General features: G+C 71.2%; 15 protein-coding genes. 7 read left to right on the top strand and 8 right to left on the bottom strand.

What is annotated here, in order from left to right; genetic code table 11:
* Positions 1-20 precede the first annotated feature (20 nt).
* Positions 21-545: a DinB family protein gene (locus tag DAETH_RS17695; RefSeq protein ID WP_264778034.1), complete on the top strand. Its 525-nt coding sequence runs from the start codon at positions 21-23 to the stop codon at positions 543-545.
* A gap of 60 nt (positions 546-605) precedes the next feature.
* Positions 606-1,277, top strand: coding sequence for a Nif3-like dinuclear metal center hexameric protein (locus DAETH_RS17690; protein ID WP_264778033.1), 672 nt, complete (start codon positions 606-608; stop codon positions 1,275-1,277).
* Positions 1,278-1,293: 16 nt separating this feature from the next.
* Here DAETH_RS17690 and DAETH_RS17685 read toward each other — a convergent pair whose 3' ends face one another.
* The 4 genes from DAETH_RS17685 to DAETH_RS17670 all read right to left on the bottom strand — a co-directional run bounded on the left by DAETH_RS17685 (position 1,294) and on the right by DAETH_RS17670 (position 8,697).
* Positions 1,294-3,249 carry a S8 family peptidase gene (locus DAETH_RS17685; protein WP_264778032.1) on the bottom strand — a complete coding sequence of 652 codons (1,956 nt, stop codon included), beginning with the start codon at positions 3,247-3,249 and terminating at the stop codon, positions 1,294-1,296.
* A 115-nt stretch (positions 3,250-3,364) separates the two neighbouring features.
* A complete protein-coding gene (locus tag DAETH_RS17680; RefSeq protein WP_264778031.1) occupies positions 3,365-4,639 on the bottom strand; it encodes a right-handed parallel beta-helix repeat-containing protein in 1,275 nt (424 codons plus the stop codon).
* Positions 4,640-4,738: 99 nt separating this feature from the next.
* Complete coding sequence (locus DAETH_RS17675; RefSeq protein WP_264778030.1) at positions 4,739-7,684, bottom strand: ATP-binding protein; 2,946 nt, start codon at positions 7,682-7,684, stop codon at positions 4,739-4,741.
* A 35-nt stretch (positions 7,685-7,719) separates the two neighbouring features.
* A complete protein-coding gene (locus tag DAETH_RS17670) occupies positions 7,720-8,697 on the bottom strand; it encodes an aldo/keto reductase (protein WP_264778029.1) in 978 nt (325 codons plus the stop codon).
* 57 nt (positions 8,698-8,754) lie between these two features.
* Here DAETH_RS17670 and DAETH_RS17665 point away from each other — a divergent pair, with 57 nt between their 5' ends.
* Entirely contained in the window at positions 8,755-8,964 is a 210-nt protein-coding gene (locus DAETH_RS17665) for a hypothetical protein (protein WP_264778028.1), read from the top strand.
* 4 nt (positions 8,965-8,968) lie between these two features.
* Here DAETH_RS17665 and DAETH_RS17660 read toward each other — a convergent pair whose 3' ends face one another.
* The 4 genes from DAETH_RS17660 to DAETH_RS17645 form a co-directional block, all read right to left on the bottom strand.
* On the bottom strand, positions 8,969-9,412 hold the full coding sequence (locus DAETH_RS17660; protein WP_264778027.1) for a hypothetical protein: 444 nt from the start codon (positions 9,410-9,412) through the stop codon (positions 8,969-8,971).
* Between the two features lie 19 nt (positions 9,413-9,431).
* On the bottom strand, positions 9,432-11,159 hold the full coding sequence (locus DAETH_RS17655; protein WP_264778026.1) for an alkaline phosphatase: 1,728 nt from the start codon (positions 11,157-11,159) through the stop codon (positions 9,432-9,434).
* A 56-nt stretch (positions 11,160-11,215) separates the two neighbouring features.
* Positions 11,216-11,758: an FUSC family protein gene (locus DAETH_RS17650; RefSeq protein ID WP_264778025.1), complete on the bottom strand. Its 543-nt coding sequence runs from the start codon at positions 11,756-11,758 to the stop codon at positions 11,216-11,218.
* A gap of 323 nt (positions 11,759-12,081) precedes the next feature.
* On the bottom strand, positions 12,082-12,549 hold the full coding sequence (locus tag DAETH_RS17645) for an organic hydroperoxide resistance protein (protein WP_264778024.1): 468 nt from the start codon (positions 12,547-12,549) through the stop codon (positions 12,082-12,084).
* Between the two features lie 418 nt (positions 12,550-12,967).
* On the opposite strand from DAETH_RS17645, the gene DAETH_RS17640 reads away from it, so the two are divergent.
* The 4 genes from DAETH_RS17640 to DAETH_RS17625 all read left to right on the top strand — a co-directional run bounded on the left by DAETH_RS17640 (position 12,968) and on the right by DAETH_RS17625 (position 18,770).
* Entirely contained in the window at positions 12,968-14,017 is a 1,050-nt protein-coding gene (locus tag DAETH_RS17640) for a LacI family DNA-binding transcriptional regulator (RefSeq protein ID WP_264778023.1), read from the top strand.
* Positions 14,018-14,118: 101 nt separating this feature from the next.
* On the top strand, positions 14,119-15,753 hold the full coding sequence (locus tag DAETH_RS17635; RefSeq protein ID WP_264778022.1) for an ABC transporter substrate-binding protein: 1,635 nt from the start codon (positions 14,119-14,121) through the stop codon (positions 15,751-15,753).
* An 87-nt stretch (positions 15,754-15,840) separates the two neighbouring features.
* On the top strand, positions 15,841-16,827 hold the full coding sequence (locus tag DAETH_RS17630; protein ID WP_264778021.1) for an ABC transporter permease: 987 nt from the start codon (positions 15,841-15,843) through the stop codon (positions 16,825-16,827).
* Positions 16,824-18,770 (top strand): dipeptide/oligopeptide/nickel ABC transporter permease/ATP-binding protein, encoded by a 1,947-nt coding sequence (locus DAETH_RS17625; protein WP_264778020.1) that lies wholly within the window; start codon positions 16,824-16,826, stop codon positions 18,768-18,770. Before DAETH_RS17630 ends, DAETH_RS17625 begins: the two co-directional genes overlap by 4 nt.
* Positions 18,771-18,774 lie beyond the last annotated feature (4 nt).

The following is an 18,774-nucleotide window of genomic DNA, read 5'->3' as shown; positions in this document are numbered from 1 at the left end:
GGCCAGGCTTAGACTGACTTATGACCCATCCCCAAGCTGCGGAACAGGTGACGATGCTGCGCGCCCTCGGCACGTCGCCCGAGGAGGTCCGGCACCGGCTGGAACGCGAACTCGACGCCTTCGAGGCCGCCGTGGAGGGGGCCCGGGGGCGCTGGCACGAGCTGCTGCCGGGCCGCACCTGGACCGCCGCCCAGGAGGCCGAGCACGTCATCCTGGTGAACGAGGGCACCGCCCGCATCGTGGCCCTGCTGACTTCCGACCGACCGCTGCGCCCGGTGCCCGCCGTGCCGGGCGAACTGGTGGACGGCAGACGGCAGGCGCCTGCCAACCTACGACCGGGACCGGGGCAGGAGTGGGAGGCCCTCGCCGAGCGGCACGCGGCCTCCCGCGCGGCCCTGCTCCAAAGTGCCGGGCAGGCCACCGAGAACCCTGAGCGGCGCTTCTTCCACCCCTTCCTGGGCGAACTCACTGCGCTCGACTGGGTGCGGATGGTGGTCCTCCACATCCACCACCACCGCAAGCAGCTCCAGGCGGGGGCGGGCTGAGGACCTCCCATTGGGTCATTCCACGCGGCGCCCGACTCCCCCGCACGGCAGGCTGGCCCGGTGAGCGCCCGCCTCGACGACCTCGCCCGCTGGCTGCACGTCCACTTGGGCGAGCCCCGGCCCCTCTTCCGCCCCGGCCCCCCCGAGGTGGCGGCCCTCGGGCTCGCGCTCGAACCCGCCGACCTGCCGCAGCGGCCCGACGTGGACGCCCTCTTCCTCCACCGGGCGCTGCGGCTGGGCGAGGCGTTCCCAACCCTGGGCGTCCTGAACGCGCACGACGGCTTCGACCTGCAACTCACGACCGGGCCCAATCTGCGCCTCGTCGGGCGGCTGGGGTGGCGGGAGGTGCGGCCCCTCTTCTGGCAGGGGCGCCCGGTGGGGCTGACGGCCACACCGCCGGAACAGGAGTGGCGGGCCTTTCACCGGGCGCTGACGGAGGAGATGCGGGGAGAGGACCGCTCGTGGGCGCCCGTGGACACCTCCTTCGTGCGGGTCGCCCTGATGAACGCGATGAACCCTGACCTCCTGGGCCTGACGCATTCCCTGGGGGTGAACGTCTACCTGACGGGCCAGTTGCGGCCCTCGGCGCAGGAGGCGGCCCGGTCGCTGGGGCTCGGCGTGGCCGCCCTCGGGCACCGCCGCACCGAGTTGTGGGGGCTGCGGCAACTGGCGCGCGAGCTGGAGGGGGACTTCCCCGGTCTGCGGACCGAGGTCTACCCGGGGACGGGGTGAGGGCGCGCGGGGAGGGTCAGCGGGAGGCCGCGCGGGCCTGCGCCGCCGCCGCGAGCGCTCCCTGTGCGCCGGGAGCCCTGGCCGCCCTCTGCGCCTGACTCGTAGCGCGGTAGGGCTCCAGGTCGATGTCGATGCCGATGATGTTGCGGGCGACGTTGTCGACGGTCACGTTGGCAGTCTTGTTTACGGGGTCGAAGTAGATGCCGAAGGGTTCGCCGTCGTCCACCTCCTCGTCGCCGTCGAGGTCCTGCCACGCGGCCACGTTGTAGCGGCCCGGCTCCAGCCCCCCCAGCTTGTAGCTGTTGCGCAGCGTCTCCTGATTCACCAGGGCGGCGCGGCTGCGGTCCTCGTCGTAGCCGCTCGGCAGCACGTAGAAGGCGGCGACGAGGGTCTGGATCTCGCCCACCGGGGTCGGCGTCGGCGGGGGAGTGGGGGCTGGCGCGGGGGTGCCGGACCCGCTCAGGGCCGCCGCCGCGTTCACCAGCCCGGCGCCACAGCCCCCGGCCACCCCACAGTCCGCGCCACTCAGCGGCGTGCTCGTGGCCCTCAGCCGCGCGAGCGTCTGCGCGGTCGTCAGGTTCGGCTGCTCGCCCTTCATGAGCGCCACCAGCCCGGCGACGTGGGGCGCGGCCATCGAGGTGCCCTCGTAGACGTCGTAGGTCGCCACGAGCTTGCCGTCCTCCACGGCGGCGACGGTGCTGAGGATGCCGCCGGGAACCTTCTGGCCGCCGATGTCGAGCTTGAGCCGGGTGTTGCCGCCCGGGGCCATCACGTCCACCCGCGCGCCGTAGTTGGAGTAGTACGCCCGCTTGCCGTCGGGGCCGACCGCGCCCACCGTGATCACATTCGGGCAGCTCGCCGGAGTGTAGCCCCCCGCGTCCTTGTCGTCGTTGCCCGCAGCGACGACCGCGACCACGCCGTTGTCGGCGAGCGCCCTGAAGAGGTCGCGCTGCACGTCGCTGCACTGGCCCGGCCCGCCGAGGCTGAGGTTGACGACCCTGGCCGGGTTGGGGTTGGCGGGCAGGCCCTCGACCTGCCCGCCCGCCGCCCAGAAGGTGCCGACGACGATGTCGTCGAGGGTGCCGCCCCCCGAGGTGCCCAGCACGCGGACGGGCACGATCCTCGCGCCCCAGCTCACGCCCGCGACCCCGGCCCCGTTGTTGCTCGCGGCGGCGATGGTGCCCGCGACGTGGGTGCCGTGGTAGCCGGTGTCCCCGCCCTCGTCGGTGGGGTTCGCGTCGATGCCGTCGCCGTCCCCCGCGTTGTCCACGTCCTGCACCATGTCGAGCCCCGGCAGGAGGCGGCCCGCGAGGTCGGGGTGGTTCACGATGCCCGTGTCCACCACCGCCACCGTCACCGCCTTGCCGGTCGTCTGGTCCCACGCCGCCGGGAGCCGCATCGCCTGCGCGTCCCACTGGAACGGGAAGTAGGTGTCGTTGGGCGTGCGCAGCGCGTGCAGGAGGCGGTTGGGCTCGGCGTACTCCACGTCGGCCCGCGCCGCCAGCTCCCGCACGATCCCGGCGGCGTCCGTCCCCGCGCCTGCCGTGACCCGGTACAGCCCCACGCCCGGCAGCCCGAGGGACCGCGACAGCCGCAGCGAGGTGTCCCCCACCCGCAGGGGTTCGAGCGCCTGCGCGCCGAGACTCCCGCGCCGCTTCACGATGAACTCCCCGGGAATGATCCCCTCCGGGCCCACCCCGCGCGCCTCCCGCTTCGCCCGCACCGCCGCCGGGTCGGTCCACCAGGAGGCGCCCGACCACCGGCCCGACCACCGGGGGGCGGCGTGGGGCAGCGCCCCGCCGAGCGCCGCGCTCCCCAGGGACCCGGGCGACGAGATGATGCCCGAGATGGAGCTTGTCGCCGTGCCGGGGGTCGTGCCGCCGCCCCCGCCTCCGCCGCACGCCGCGAGCAGACAGGTCAGGCCCAAGCAGGTCAGGCCGGGCACCGGGATCGCCTTGGGGTTCATGCGCATCTTGACTTCCTTTCGGGAGGGGCGAGGAACAGCCTGATGTGACAATTGTCACATTGACACACCGGCCCGCCGAGGTCCACCCCCGGGGCCGGGGGACGGGTGGGCGGCGCGGGGCTCACTCGCACTCCAGGTTCACGTTGCCCGCCGCGTTGTTCTCATAGGTCATGCCGGGGCCGATGTTCACGGTGGCACCCGCGTCACCGAAGTCGATGCTGTCAAGGCACACACCCCAGCCGCTGCTCCCGGCGAGGTGGCTGTCGGAGATGCGCAGCGAGGAGCCGTTGCCGACGTAGACGTTGGCCCCCTTGCCGCCGCCGCCCGACAGTACCCGGACGTACCTCATCACGTTCTGGTCCGAGCGCGAGTAGAAGAAGTCGAGGCCGTCCCAGGACCCCCGCTCCGCACGCTCGCCGCGAAAGACGATGGGAGCCTGGGGCGTGCCCACCGCCCGCAGCGCCCCGCCGTGCAGGTTGAAGGCCGCGCCCTGGGCCATCACGACCTCGGCGCCGGGCTCGACGGTCAGCACGCCGCCCTTGTAGTACACGGCGATGCTGACGTAGTAGGGAATGTTGAGGCGGTGCAGGGTCGTATCGTCGTACGTGTCGTCCCAGTCGAGCTTCACGTAGGGGACACCGTTGGGGAGCCCCCTGCTGCGGCCCAGGTAGTCGCTCGCCGCGTCGAGGACGGTGGCCTGCTGGGTGCTCACCCGCAGGCCGAAGCCCACGTTGTCGTAAAAGACGTTGTTCGCAAAGCCGTTGATCAGCAGGCGGTTCACGCCGCTGATCACGAGGCCGTCGGTGTAGCTCCCGGAGACGGTGTTGTTCTTGAAGCTCAGCGTGCCGTCCACGCCGCTCACCGCCGCGCCGTTCTTGAGATAGCCGGTCTGCCCGGCGCTCTCGATGTCGGTGTACTCGATGCGGCTGGGGCGCGCGCCGTTGAAGGAAATGCCGTTCCAATACCCCTTGGTCTTGTTCCGGCCCTCCAGCCGGATGCGGGCCTGAGGTGTCCCGACGGCCTCCAGCACCCCCCCCGACGAGATGTACAGCGAGGCGTCCTGACCGAACCGGACCACGGTCCCCGGGTCGATGGTCAGCACCGAGGTCACGTCCAGCACGCCGTCGATCAGGTAGTCGCACGCCGCCGCGCCGTTCGCCAGCCGGGTGGGAATCGTGATGTCGACCGCTCCCGAGAGTGTGGCCGCACACGGTCCGGTGGGGCCGCCGCCACCGCCACCTCCGCCACCTCCGCCCCCACCGCCTCCACCACCCCCGGTGCCCGGGTCGGCCGGGGTGGGGGGCGGGTCGGTGCCGCCGCCGGAGGGGCCTGATCCGCCGCAGGCGACGAGCAGGGTGAGCGCGAGCAGGGCGAGACGTTTGACGGGTATCGGCATCCTTGGTTCCCTCCCCAGGGCCGCGCGGGCGGAGCCTCACGCCGCACGGTTCATGTTCGGAATGCACCCAGGGTAAGGAGGGGGCGTTTCTCGGACGTTTCAAACGCTCAGCTCATGAACCCGGGCGGTGAGCGCGGTCACGAAGTCCGGGCGCAGGTAGGCGGGCAGGACGTCCGCGTGCAGGCCCGCGAGGATGGGCCGCGCGCGGGCCAGGAGGTCGGCGGGCCCGAATTGCAGCACGGCGATCACGACGACGGCCCGCGCGGTGAGCACGTCGCAGCCCTCCACCTCCGCGAGCCCCGCCGCGAGGGCCGCGTGCCCCTGCGCCGCCCGCCCGGCGCGGTCGTGGATCTCGGCGAGGAGGGCGTGGGCGTGGGCGCGCATGTTCACGGAGGGAGAGCCGCGCAGCACGGCGTCCGCGTGGTCGAGGGCGGCGGCGAGGCGGCCGTCCCGGCAGTAGGCGAGGGCGAGGTGATAGCGCAGGGGGTAGGAGTCGTTGAAGTGCCCGAGCCCCAGGGCCGCCTCGGCGAGGGGGACGCCCTCGTGAATCCGCCCGAGGTCGTGCAGGGTGGCGATGATGTCGCTGCTCACCTTGACCTGCTCGGAGCGCGCCCCCAGGAAGCGGGCCGCCTCCAGTTGCTCGCGGTAGAGACCCAGCGCCTCCTCGAAGCGGCCCACGTCGCACAGCAGGGCACCGAGCAGGCTCAGCCAGTTGCAAAAGCCTAGGCTCAGGGGCTCCTGCCGCCCCGCCGCCACGCCCTCCTCGGCGATGCGCAGCGCCTCGGCGTACTCGCCCCGGTAGTGGGCGATGTTGGCATGCATCAGCAGCACGTCGCGCCTCAACCCCGGGTCGTCCTGGGTGGCGGCCTCCCGGGCGGCGAGCGAGACCAGCGAGGCCGCCGCGCCGAGGTCGCCGTCCATGTACGCCAGGTTCGCGCCCTCCGCGTGGGCGACCGCGCGGGCCGCCGGGTCGCCGGACTCGCGCAGCACCGTGGCGATGAGTTCGCGGGCCTCTACGGCGCGGCCCGCCACCCGGCGGCGCACGGCGAGGTAGGCGTGCGCCCGGTACCACTCGGGGGTGCGCACGCCGAGGCGCAGCACCCGCTCGTACAGGGCCGTCGCCTCGTCCTCGAAGCCGCGCCGCACCTCGAAGGAGAAACGCGCCTCGTGGAACCACAGCCGGGCTGCGGCGGCCTCGTCCCCGGCGAGGAGGGCGTGCTCGGCCACGATCAGGTCGCCCAGGACTCCCTCCAGCGCCCGCGCCACCTGCCCGTGCAGGAAGCGCCGCCGGGCGGGCGGCATCGCCTCGTACAGGGCCCGGCGCACCACGTCGTGCGCGAGACGCTCGCCGCGCAGCAGGCCGAGACGCTCGGCGCGGGCGAGCGCGTCGCTCACGGCCCACTCGCCTTCCCCCAGCACCCGCGCGAGGTGAGCGGGGCTCAGCGTCCCGCCCAGCACGCTTCCCACGTCGAGCACCCGGCGCTCAGCCTCCGGGAGCGTGTCGGCGCGGCGCAGCACGAGGTCGGCCAGACGGGGCGCGAGCGGCAGGGCGTCGAGGTCGGGCGGGCCGGGGGTGCGGCGGCGCCACTTTCCCCCGCGCGCCTCGTACGCTCCCTCCTGGAGGAGGACCCGCAGCCACTCCAGCACGAAGAGGGGATTGCCGCCGCTGCGGGGGTAGAGCCACCCCGCCAGCTCGTCCGCCCCGCCCGTGACCCCGAGGGCGAGGGCCGCCGTCTGCGCCTCGGGCAGGGGGGCGAGCGGGACGAGCGTCATCTCGGGGGCGAGGGCGCGCAGGGTCTCCCGCAGGGCCGGACCGTCCTCGCCCTCCCGGAAGGCGCCGAGGAGCCGCACCCCGCCGCGCCGCACGAGAAAGACGAGCCACTCCAGGGTGGCGGGGTCGGCCCACTGGAGGTCGTCCACAACGACCGCGCCCTCCGGGGCGAAGACGCGGGCGAGGGCCTCGAGAAGCCGCACCTTGCCGGAGTCGGCGTCCCCGGAGTCGGGCGGCGCCTCCCCGGGCGGGCGCAGCTCGGGCACGAAGCGCGCGAGGTCCTCCGCGTACGGGCCGAGGTCGGGGAGCCCCGGCAGCCGGGCGCGCACCCCGGCGAGGAGCGGGAAGTACGGCACGTGCTCCAGCCCCTCCTGGCAGCGCAGGGGCCGGGGATGCGGCAGCACCTCGGCGAGCAGCCGCGTCTTCCCGACTCCCGGCTCCCCCATCACGAGCACGACGGGGGTGGAGGCCCCGCGCACGAGGGCCACCTCCGCCTCGCGGCCCACCAGGGCGGGGGGACGCACGAGGTCGAGGGGCACGGCGGCGGGCGCCTCTCCCCCAACCGGCGGGGCGGGCGGCGCGTCCCGGCGCAGGGCGTCCACGAGGTCGAGGGTGCCCCGCAGCGGGGTGAGGCCGAGGTCGGCCCTCAGCCGCGCGGCGAAGCGTTCGTAGGCGCGCAGGGCCCCGTCGCGCTCACCCGCGAGGTGCGATGCGCGCAGGAAGCGCCCCAGCACGTCCTCGGAGAGGGGGTCGAGGGCGAGGGCCCGCCCCAGCAGCCGGGCGGCCTCGCCGAAGGCGCCCCGGCGCAGCAGCTCGTCCTCGTGGCGGGTGACGGCCTCCAGCCACGCGGCGTGGAGAGTGGCGCGCTCGGTCTCCAGCCACTCGTGAAAGCCCGGCAGCCCCCCGGTCGGCAGCCCGGGCAGCAGGGGGGCGGGGTAGACCCCTGCTGCCCGGCGCCAGTCGCGCGCGGCGAGGGCGCGGCGCAACTCCCCCACGTCCGTCTCCACCCGCCAGCGCACCCGCAGCGGCTCGGCCTCCACCCCCGCCGCCCAGGCGAGGCGCCGGGCGCGGGTGAGGAGCAGGCGCAGGCTGCCGCGCGTGGCGGCCTCGGCGCCCTCCGGGCGAAAGACGTGGGTCAGCATGTCGCGGCTCACCCACTCGCCCACGCACGCGAGGTACAGCAGCAGGTAAGCGGGCCGGACGAGCGGCACGTCCTCCCGGCGCCCCCCCTGCGTCACGAGGGGGGCGCCCAGCAGCGCGAGGTGCGGGGGCATTGCCGAGTCTACCCCGCCGGGGGCACGGCCCTCCCTCAGATGCCCAGCACGGGGTGGGGCACGTAGGGCTCCTCCAGTTCGCGCAGGTCCTCGGGGGAAAGACGCACCCCCAGGGCGGCCACCGCGTCCTCCAGGTGAGGCATCTTGCTCGCCCCAACGATGGGGGCGGTCACGCCCGGCTGGTGGAGGAGCCACGCCGTCGCCACCTGCGCGGGCTTCACGCCCAGCCGCCCGGCGACCTCGCCGACCCGGCGCTGGACGGCGTAATCGGCCTCGGTGTGGTAGAGCGCGTGGCTGAAGCGGTCGCTGCGGGCGCGGGTCGTCTGGGCCTCCTCTCCAGCGGGGCGGTTCCCGGCGAGGAAGCCGCGCGCCAGGGGGCTCCAGGGGATGACGCCCACCCCGTCCTCGCGGCACAGGGGCAGCATCTCGCGCTCCTCCTCGCGGTAGACGAGGTTGTAGTGGTTTTGCATGGAGACGAAGCGGGTCAGACCGTGCAGGTCGGCGGCGTGCTGCATCCTGGCGAACTGGTAGGCCAGCATGCTGCTCGCGCCGAGGTAACGCACCGCCCCCATCCGCACGAGGTCGTGCAGGGCCGTCATCGTCTCCAGGACGGGCGTCTCGGGGTCGAAACGGTGAATCTGGTAGAGGTCGATGTAGTCGGTGCCCAGGCGCTTCAGGCTCGCCTGCACCGCGTCCATGATGTGCTTGCGGGACAGGCCTCTGTCGTTCGGCCCCTCCCCCATCGGGTTGAAGACCTTGGTGGCGACGATGACCCCATCGCGCCGGGCGAAGTCCCGCAGCGCCCGTCCCAGCACCTCCTCGCTGGCGCCGAGGCTGTACATGTCGGCGGTGTCGAAGAAGTTGATCCCCATTTCAAGTGCCCGGGCGATGAAGGGGCGGCTCTCGCCTTCCGGCAGCACCCAGTCGCGCCAGGCGGGGTCCCCGTAGGTCATGGTGCCCAGGGCGATGCGGGAGACCTTGAGGCCGCTCTGTCCGAGACGCGCGTAGTCCATGCGGCACCTTACCCCGGGGGCTGACACAACGGTGGGGACGAACCCCTAAGCTGAGGCATGACGAGGTTCATCAGGCTGCAAGACGGCAGCTTCGTCCACGCCGACGCCATCCACCGCATCTACGTGGAGAAGCACAGCGACCCCAAGTTCTGGAGGTTGAACGCCCAGCTTGCCAAACCCGAGGGCGGCGCGGAATGGGCTTACCTGGACGGGGAGTTCGACAGCCTGAAAGACGCCGAGGACGCGGTCAGGAAACTCGGCAAGTGACCCCTCAGGGCAGCGGCGTGACGGCGGAGGCGTGCAGGCGCAGCGGCGTCGCCACGTTTTCCAGCGGGGCGGGCCGGTTCCCCAGTTCCAGCCGCCCCACCACCCGAACGCGCGAGCCGGGGGCCGGGATCGCCGTGCCCCTGGGCAGTTCTACCAGCACATGCCGCCACATGCCCTCCACCTCGTTCGGCCAGTCGGCGGCCTCCAGGCAGTACGGGCATTCCCTCAGGGGGGTGGCCGTCAGCACCAGGAGCCGGGGAAGTTCGCCCTCCTCCCCGGGCGCCACGAAGCCGTCGAGCACGATCTCGTGACCGTCCAGCGAGCGCGCCAGGGGGGAGAAGACGGGCCCGCGAATGCTCGTCCCGGAGTAGAACTGGTCGAAGCGCAGGGGGGTGGGGGCCGCCGACGCGGCGCCGAGCAGCCACAGGGACAGAAACAGGGAACGCATCACGACCTCCCCTGCCCGCTCAGCGCCGTTCGCGCTCGGGGTTCAGGCCGAGCGCCCGGGCGATGGTGAAGAACACTTCCGTCTGGTCGATCTGGTTGCGGAAGAGGCTGGCACCGGGGCCGAAGGCGAAGAGGGGCACCGGGTCGGCGGAGTGCACGCCGTTGTTCGTTCCCCTGGGCAGGGTGCCGGTGCGGGGGAAAGCCCCGGGCTCCTGGCAGACCTCGGGGTTGGGCACGTACACGTCGCCCTGCTTCACGGTCGGTTCCTTGAACACCTCGCGCGAGCGGTACGTCTCGCAGTAGTCGGGCGTGGCCGCGAAGCCCGCCGCCAGGGCGTTTGTGGTCGCGGGCAGGGGCAGACCGTTGCGGTCCCGCCCCTCGCCGTAGGTCGGGAAGCCCGCCTTCTCGTAGATGCCGACCGCTTCACGGCCGCTGGCCGCCTTGCTCGTGTCGAAGCCGCCGTACACGCTGAAGGAGTGGGCGTGGTCGGCGGTGACGACCACCAGTGTGTCGCCGTGGGTCTTCGCGTAATTCTTGGCCCAGGCCACGGTCTTGTCGAGTTCCAGCACGTCCCACACGGCGCGGGTCCAGTCGAGCGGGTGCTCGTACTTGTCGATCATGCCCGCCTCGACCATCAGGAAAAAGCCGTTGGGATTTTTCTCCAGCGTCTCGACGGCCTTCTGGGTCATCTCCCAGAGGTAGGGCATGTCCTTGAAGTCACCCAGCATCTCGGGGCGCTGCCACACCGTGCGGTCGAGGTAGCTGGGGAAGTTGTCGATGTTGAACAGGCCGAAGAGCTTGTTGCCATTCGCCTTCAGCAGTTCCGCGCGGTTGGAGACGAACTGGAAGCCGAGCCCCTGGGACTGGGCGATCCAGTCGGTGTTGTCCTTGCGGCGCGAGCCGGGGGCGCTCTGCGGGATGAAGTCCTTGCTGCCGCCGAACAGCAGCACGTCGGGCTTGGCCGCTCCCTGGAAGAACTGATCGGCGATGGCGCTGTAGTCGCCCCGGCGCCGGGTGTGTGCGGCCCAGGCGGCGGGGGTCGCGTCGGTGCCGAAGGTGTTCGTCACGATCCCGACGGAGCTTCCGCGAGTTCGCCTCAGCATCTCGGTGATGGTCTCGACGCGCGGGTTGTCGAGGGTGTCTTCGGTGTTGTCGGGGTAGACGTTCAGCGCGTTGACCTGCACCTTCTGCCCGGTAGCGAGGCTGGAGGCCGAGTTCGCCGAATCGACGATGAAGGAGTCGTAGGAGCTGGTGGTCACCGTGGCGCTGCCGTCCGCATCCGCCTCGATGGCGAGCGTGCCGCGCGGCAACCCGTTGCGGGGGTCGTACCCGGCGGCGACGAGCTTCGCCGCGTTCAGCGTGTTCCACCCCATGCCGTCGCCGATGAAGAGGATGACGTTCTTCGCCGACCGGGCGCCACGCGCGTAACCCTCGGCGGTCCAGCGGGCGCTGCGCACGCCGCCCTGGGTGCGGACGGTCAGGGTGTGTGTTCCTGCGGGGAGGCTCTGATCGCGCAGGATGAGTTCGGCCTTGCCCGCCCCGCTGGAACCCTGCTGCGCTCCCGTCAGCGCCCGGCCGTCCAGGGTGATCTGGGGCTGTTCACCCGCACCGAGTCCAGCGACCTCCACGCGCAGGTCGAACCGCTGACCGGCGAGCAGCCGCGCGCCGTCGTAGGGGTAAATCGTCACGTCCGCCGCACCGGCAGCGCCCGCGAGGGCCAGGGTCAAAAGGGTGGCAAAGTGTTTCAAGCTGTCCTCCACCCGTCATCACACCCGCCGCACGTCAGCCCGGCGTCACCCGGCCGTCAGCCTTCGGTCAGCACCGGGAGATTCTCCCCGGGGAGGTGCCCCTCACCGCTGCCCCCACCCAGCGGGCCGCAAGAGCGCGGGCAGCGGCGAGGGCCCGGTCCACGGTCTCCAGGGTGGAGCCGTCGGGCCGACTCGGGGGGAGCCCGCAGGGCCTGGGCGTGCTGGGCGTGCAGCGCCGCCGCGTTCGCCTCCAGCCGGGCGAGCGATTCCTCCGCCGCCGCGCGGGCACCCGGGTCCCAGCGGGGCTCCAGGGCTGCCGCCCGCACCACCCCCTCGGCCTGCACCCGCGACGCGCGGGCCCGGGCGCGGGAGGCGTCGAGTTCGCCCGGAGAGGGGCGGCGGGACGGGGAGGCGAGCAGGCCCGGGTACTCCACCTGGGCCTGTGCCGCCGCCCGTAACGCGCCCGCCACCTGCCGCGACTGCCACGCCGGGCCCAGCCGCGAGACTGCCAGGGCCAGCCCCCCGCCGAGCAGGGTCGCCGGCACGCGCTCGCCGCCCACGGCATGTTCGGGAACGCCCGAGGCGGTGAGCGAGAACACGACGGCCTCCCCCGCAGCCTCTTTGCCCAATCCACTTCCCTGTCATGCGGCGCGGCGCACGGTAGCGTCGGCTTCGAGTGGACCCCAGGTCACCCCGTCGCAAATCGCCCGCTTCCCCGGTTGGACCCCGATTTGCGAGGCGTCCTGGAGGACCGTTTGAGCGGACTGAGAAAGGGCGGACACACCCTCTCCCACCGCGACGGTCTTGTCTCCGTCATGCCCGCGTCGCAAGAGGGGCTGACTTTTCGGCACTTCCGCACTCTAGGCACTCAGAAGCGGAGGCATGGAACCCCCTGATGGGCCCACACCTTCCCCGCTCTTCCCTACGCCTGCTGCGCCTGTTCCTGTTCCTGCCCTTCCTCCACCAGCCCCTCGTCCTCCAGTACGAGGCGCACGTCCACGTTGCCCCCCAGGGCGCGGCTGTACGGGCAACGCTTGTGGGCCTCGTCGATCATGTACTGCGCCCGCTCGCGGGTGAGGTCGGGCAGGACGATTCGCAGTTCCACGTCGAGGGCGTACCCGAGGTCGTCGCGCACGAGGCCCACCACCGCCGTGACGCGCGAGGAGCCGAAGGAAATCTTGTCGCGCCGGGCGACGCCGCCGATGGCGCTCTGGAAACACGCGGCGTACCCGGCGGCGAAGAGTTGTTCGGGGTTCGTGCCCACGCCGCCGTCCCCGCCGATCTCCTGCGGCACGCTCAGCTTCACGCCGAGGTGGTGGTCGGGGGTTTCGATGTAACCGGCGCGGCCACCATGCGCGGTCGCCTGGGTCGTGAACAGCACTTTGCTCATAGCACCTCCTGAGGGCCCACCGTAGGCGAGCCGTCATGGGCAGACGGTCAGACCGCCCACCGTATGAAGGTTCCGGGAGGCCCCTCCTTCCCGGCAGGCCGCTCCCACGGAGCCTCACGGACAGCGCCCCCATGCGCGGACGGGGCGGATATGGCACCTGGCCGGAGCCAAAACTCGCCGAAAGAGGGAGGGCAAGAAACCAGGGGCTCTTCCCGACTCACGCCTCCCCTTCCCCCTCGACCTCAAGGATGAGAGCGGATTCATCCATTCTTATTGACACCAGACGTGAAGAAGCGTACTTTATCGGTAAAGAAAAGCGAGCGTTCTAAGGCGGCACATCTTCAGGATTTGAATGCTTCCTCCCGGCCTGGCAGCTTTACCGGTAAACCCTGTTCTGCTTCGCCCCACAAGGAGTTCCATGACGACCGACTCCATCTCTCCCGCCACCCTGGCCGATGTCGCGCGGCTGGCGGGGGTGTCTAAGATGACGGCCTCGAACGTCATCAACGGGAAGCCGGGCATGAGTGAGGCGACTCGGCAGCGGGTGCTGGGGGCCATCCAGCAGAGCGGGTACGTGGTAAACCCGGCGGCGCGGGTGCTGGCGGGGCGGCGGATGAACCTGATCGGGGTGATGGCGCCGATGTACAACTCACCGTACGTGACCGAGCTGATGCAGGGGGCGAGTGCCGCCGCCGAGGACGCGGGGATGACGCTCGCGGTGCTGACCACCTCGGGGAACGAGGCGCTGGAGCGTGAACGCGGCGCCCTGCTGCGGACGCTGGCGGACGGGGTGCTGCTGATCCTGCCCACGGACGACGAGCCACAGGTGTTCCGGGGCGTGGTGCCGGTGGTGATGGCGGGTGGGATGGGCACCTACGGGGTGCAGAGCGACAACCGGCACGGGGGGCACCTCGCCGCGCGACACCTGCTGGAGCTGGGGCATCGCCGGATCGCCCATATCCGGGGCGCGACGGTCACCGCCCTCAACCGGGAGGAGGCGGCGGCGCGCGAGCAGGGCTTCCTGGAGGTGCTGGGGGAAGCGGGCGTGAGCGTTCCCGCCGAGTACCTGCGGGACGGCGACTTCTCGGAAAGTGGCGGTCAGGCCGCCGCCGAGGCCCTCCTGCGCCTCCCCGAGCCCCCCACCGCGATCTTCGCCGCGAACGACTCCACCGCCTTCGGGGTGCTGCGGGCCGCCGAGCGGCTGGGCGTCCGCGTGCCGGGGGACCTCTCCCTCGTGGGCTTCGACGACGTGACCTCCAGCGCGCTGACCACCCCGGCCCTCACCACCGTCCGGCAACCCCTTCAGGAGATGGGCGCGGCGGCGGTGCGGATGCTCCTCGCCCTCACGCGCGGTGAGCCCCCGGCCGAGCCCCATCTCCTCTTTCCCACGACCCTAGTCGTCCGCGACTCGACCGCGCCGCCCGGTGCCGCGACACGCCTCCCGCGCCGAGCACGAGGGCCCACCTGAGCTTCCTGCCGCGCCGGACCCCGGCGCCCGCCGACGCCCCTGTTCGTTCCGTCGCCCTCCCGCCCGGCCTGGTGCGCCGGAGAACGCCCCCGAGGTCCCCCATGAAGCACGGCACGAAGACCCTTCTCGCCCTCATCACCGCCGCCCTGAGCACCGCCGCGCTCGCGCAGCCCAAGACGACCTTCAGCATTGCCAACACGGCCACCTGGGGCTCGAAGAACTACAACCCCTTCACCCCGGCGGCCAGCCATCTGCCGCCCACCCTCTCGGCGATCCACGAGACGCTCTTTTACGTGAACGCCCTCGACGGCAAGGTCACGCCCGTCCTGGGCACGAAGTACACCTGGAGCCCGGACAACAAGACGCTGACGATCTCCACCCGGCCTGGCGTGAAGTGGAGCGACGGCAAGGCCTTCAGCGCGAACGACGTGGCCTACACCTTCAACCTGATCAAGGCCAACCCCGCGCTCGACCTGACCGGCATCTGGAAGAACGGCGTCGCCAGCGTGAAGGCGACGAACCCGAACACGGTGGCGATCACCTTCAGCAAGGTGAACACGCCGCTCTTCTACTACGTCGCGCACCTGCCCATCGTTCCCCAGCACGTCTGGAGCACGGTCAAGGACCCGCTGACCTACACGAACGAGAACCCGGTCGGCACCGGCCCCTTCGTCGCCGAGGCGTACAGCCAGCAGGCGATCCGGGTGCTGAAGAACCCGAACTACTGGATGAAGGGCCAGCCCTACGTGGACGCCGTGGCGTGGTACTCCTCCACCGGCAACGACGCCTCGCTGCTGAAGATGCTCAAGGGCGAGACGGACTACGGCTACATCGCCATCCCCAACCCCAAGACCGACTACCAGGCCAAGGGGCCCAACTTCCAGTACTGGTGGCCGGTCAACAACGTCAACGCCCTGTACTTCAACACGACGAAGGCGCCCTTCAACGACCCCGCCTTCCGCCGCGCGATTGCGAGCGCGATCAACACCAAGGACGTGGCGCAGAAGGCCTACGCGGGCGTGGTGCCCGCCGCCGACCCCACCGCGATCATCCCCTCGCAGCAGAAAGCCTGGAAGCCCGCCACGGCGGCCAGCCTGGCGCCCAGGTTCGACCCCGCCGCCGCCGACAAGGCCCTGACCGCCGCCGGGTACAGGAAGAACGCGCAGGGGCAGCGCCTGGGCAAGGACGGGAAGCCCCTCCCGACCCTCAAGATTCTGGTGGGCGCGGGCTGGACGGACTTCATCACGATGGGGCAGGTAATCGGCAACAACCTCAAGCCGCTGGGCATCAACACCTCCATCGACCAGCAGGTGTTCTCCTCGTACTCGGGCAGCTTCCAGACCGCGAACTTCGACATGGGCGTGAGCTGGGGCTGGGGCAGCGGCCCCACGCCGTACAACCTCTACTACCAGTCCTTCGCGCCCGAGTTCAGCGCGCCCGTCGGCAAGACGGCAGCCTCCAACCTCGCGCACTACACCAACCCGGCGCTGACCAAGGCCATCGCCGCCTTCAGCACGACGAGTAGCGTGGCCGCCCAGAAGCAGGCCACCTCCACGATGGTCACGACCGTCCTGAGGGACATGCCCTGGGTGCCGCTGACCGCCCGGGTCGGCTTCAACGTGTACAACACCACCCGCTTCACCGGCTTCCCCGACGACGACAACGCCTACAACGACGCCTCCGCCCCGGACACGGTCGGCGCGCGGCTGATGTTCCTCAACGTCAAGCCCAAGTGAGGTAAGCGGTGAGTGGTCAGTGGTCAGTGGTGCTCCATCTTTCCCCACTCACCACTGACCACTTCCCACTGACCGGGAGGTCTTGCCATGCCTTACCTGCTGCGCAAATTCGGCCTGCTGCTGTTCACCCTCTGGGTGGCGGCGACCCTCAACTTCATCCTGCCCCGGCTCGTGCCCGGCGACCCGGTGGGCGCGATGATGGCCCGCTACCAGGGCCAGCTCAGCCCCGACGCCGTGGAGGCCCTCAAGATCGCCTACGGCCTGAACAACCAGGGCAGCGCCCTTCAGGAGTACTTCGCCTACCTGGGCAGGCTGCTCCAGGGCAACTTCGGCGTCTCCACCAGCCAGTTCCCCACACCCGTCACCCAGATCATCGGGCAGGCGGCGCCGTGGACCATCGGGCTGATCGGCATCACCACGGTCCTCTCCTTCCTGATCGGGAGTGCGTTCGGGCTCTACAGCGCGTGGCGGCGGGGGGGCCGGGTGGCGGACGCGCTGCCGCCCCTCGCGCTCTTCCTGAACTCCATGCCGTACTTCTGGGTGGCGCTGGTCCTGATCTACACCTTCGCCCTCAAGCGCAACGTCTTCCCGGTCGGCGGCAACCTCGATCCCTTCCTGGAGCCGGGGACCGCGCAGTGGTGGTCTTCGCTGATCCGGCACGCCATCCTCCCGGCGCTGACGATCATCATCACGGCGGCGGGCGGGTGGCTGATCACCATGCGGAACAACGTGATGGGCGTGATGGCCGAGGATTACCTCGCCTTTGCGAGGGCCAAGGGGCTCTCCGAGCGGCGCATCCTGAACCGCTACGTGCTGCGCAACGCGCTGCTGCCCTCCTTCACGGCCTTCGGGATGGCGCTGGGCTTCGTGGTGGGCGGCTCGATCCTGGTGGAGACGGTGTTCTCGTACCCGGGGCTGGGGCTGTACCTCTACAACGCGGTCACGGCGCTCGACTACCCCCTCATGCAGGCGATCTTCCTCTTCATCGCCATCGCCGTGCTCGTCGCCAACTTCCTGGTGGACGCCTTTTACGTCGTCCTCGATCCGCGCGTGCGCGACGGGAAGGGCTCATGACCACCATTCGGCTGCGTAGGCCGCGCATGGCGTGGCTCCGCACCGGGCAACTCGGCTTCCTGACCCGCTCGCCGCGCGCCACCGCCGGGCTCGTCATCATCCTCGTCATGCTGCTGATGGCGATCTTCGCCCCGCTGCTCACCCCGTATGACCCCAAGGCAGGCATCTTCGACCCGTGGCTGAGGCCTTCTCTCACCCACCCCCTCGGCACGACCGCCCTGGGCGAGGACATCTTCTCGCAACTGCTGTACGGAGCACGGCTGACCCTCCTGATCGGCCTGATGTCAGGCGCGATTGCCACCGCCATCGGCACCACGCTGGGGCTCGCCGCCGCCTACTTCGGCGGGCGGGTGGACGAGGCGATCAACACCCTGGCGAACGTCTTTCTGGTGCTGCCGGGACTCCCGCTGCTGATCGTCGCCTCGGCCTTCCTGCGCGGGGCGGGCGTGTGGCCGATCATCCTGGTGATCTCGCTGACGGGCTGGGCGTGGGGCACGCGCGTCCTGCGGTCGCAGGCCCTGGCGCTCAGGAACCGCGACTTCGTCCACGCGGCGGTCGCCTCCGGGGAGGGGCCGGGGCGGATCATCTTCCGGGAGATGCTGCCCAACCTCGCGGGCATCATCGCGGCGAACTTCTTCTCGACCGCGCTGTACGCCGTGCTGTCCGAGGCGGCCCTCTCCTTCATCGGCATCGGGGACGTGGGGCAGACGACGTGGGGCACGATGCTGTTCTGGGCGCAGGGCAAGCAGGCGCTGCTGAACAACGCGTGGTGGTGGGTCGCCGCGCCGGGCCTGAGCATCGCCCTCCTGGGCACGGCCTTCGCGCTCGTGAACTTCGGGATCGACGAGATCAGCAACCCCAGGGTGGGCCGCGCGGGCAAGGCGACGAAGGTGCTGCGGAAGAAGGGGACGGCGCCGGTCGCGGAGGCGCCCCAGACGGGCCAGCCCCTGCTCTCCATCCGCCATCTCAACGCCGGGTACCTCACCCCGCGCGGGCCGGTGCGCGCCGTGCGGGACGTGTCGCTCGACGTGAAGCCCGGCGAGTTCCTGGGGCTGGCGGGCGAGTCAGGCTGCGGCAAGTCCACCCTGGCCTTCGCGGCGACCCGGCTGCTCGACGCGCCCGGCGTGGTCTTCAGCGGCGAGGCGCGGCTGGACGGCAAGGACCTCCTCGCGATGAGTCCTGAGGAACTGCGCCGGGTGCGCTGGAAGGACTACTCGCTCGTCTTCCAGGCGTCCATGAACATCCTCAACCCGGTCATCAAGATTCGGGAGCAGGTGTACGACGCAATGCAGGCGCACGGGGTCCAGGACAAGAAGAAGCTCGACGCCCGCGCCCGAGAGCTGTTCCGGCTCGTCGGCATCCGCGAGAGCTACCTCGACGCCTTCCCACACCAGCTTTCCGGCGGCATGAAGCAGCGGGTCGTCATCGCCATCGCGCTCGCCCTCGAACCCAAGCTCGTGGTGATGGACGAGCCCACGACCGCGCTTGATGTGGTGGTGCAACGGCAAATCCTGCAGGAGATCGACGAGGTTCGCAGACGGCTCGGCATCTCGGTCATCTTCATCACGCACGACCTCTCGCTGCTCGTGGAGATGAGCGACCGCATCGCCATCATGTACGCGGGCGAGGTGGTGGAGGAAGCCCCGGCAGACGAGATCTACCGCAACCCCAAGCACCCCTACACCCGCCGCCTGATGAGCGCCTTCCCGCCGCTGAGCGGGGAACGCGAGCGGCGCGAGGGCATCCCCGGCCGTCCGCCGTCGCTGGCGCAGGACATTCCCTACTGCCCCTTCTACGAGCGCTGCCCGTCGCGGATGCCAGGTCTGTGCGACATGAAGAAGCCCGCCAGCGTGGAGGTGGAGGGGGGGCACCGCGTGGCCTGCTTCCTGCACTCGATGGCCGTGAAGGAGGAGGAATCGCGTGCACCTCTCGCCAGCGACTGACCCC

It is taken from the genome of Deinococcus aetherius, assembly GCF_025997855.1.
In the GTDB taxonomy this organism is placed as follows: Bacteria; Deinococcota; Deinococci; order Deinococcales; family Deinococcaceae; genus Deinococcus; species Deinococcus aetherius.
The sequence above is the reverse complement of the archived record's forward strand: the minus strand, read 5'-3'. Positions and strand labels throughout refer to the sequence as shown.

Coding starts and splice junctions, on each gene's coding strand:
- DAETH_RS17680 (WP_264778031.1), bottom strand. CDS start 4,639: ATGCCGATACCCGTCAAACGTCTCGCCCTGCTCGCGCTCACCCTGCTC.
- DAETH_RS17670 (WP_264778029.1), bottom strand. CDS start 8,697: ATGGACTACGCGCGTCTCGGACAGAGCGGCCTCAAGGTCTCCCGCATC.
- DAETH_RS17640 (WP_264778023.1), top strand. CDS start 12,968: ATGACGACCGACTCCATCTCTCCCGCCACCCTGGCCGATGTCGCGCGG.
- DAETH_RS17645 (WP_264778024.1), bottom strand. CDS start 12,549: ATGAGCAAAGTGCTGTTCACGACCCAGGCGACCGCGCATGGTGGCCGC.
- DAETH_RS17635 (WP_264778022.1), top strand. CDS start 14,119: ATGAAGCACGGCACGAAGACCCTTCTCGCCCTCATCACCGCCGCCCTG.
- DAETH_RS17685 (WP_264778032.1), bottom strand. CDS start 3,249: ATGCGCATGAACCCCAAGGCGATCCCGGTGCCCGGCCTGACCTGCTTG.
- DAETH_RS17660 (WP_264778027.1), bottom strand. CDS start 9,412: ATGCGTTCCCTGTTTCTGTCCCTGTGGCTGCTCGGCGCCGCGTCGGCG.
- DAETH_RS17675 (WP_264778030.1), bottom strand. CDS start 7,684: ATGCCCCCGCACCTCGCGCTGCTGGGCGCCCCCCTCGTGACGCAGGGG.
- DAETH_RS17665 (WP_264778028.1), top strand. CDS start 8,755: ATGACGAGGTTCATCAGGCTGCAAGACGGCAGCTTCGTCCACGCCGAC.
- DAETH_RS17625 (WP_264778020.1), top strand. CDS start 16,824: ATGACCACCATTCGGCTGCGTAGGCCGCGCATGGCGTGGCTCCGCACC.
- DAETH_RS17630 (WP_264778021.1), top strand. CDS start 15,841: ATGCCTTACCTGCTGCGCAAATTCGGCCTGCTGCTGTTCACCCTCTGG.
- DAETH_RS17695 (WP_264778034.1), top strand. CDS start 21: ATGACCCATCCCCAAGCTGCGGAACAGGTGACGATGCTGCGCGCCCTC.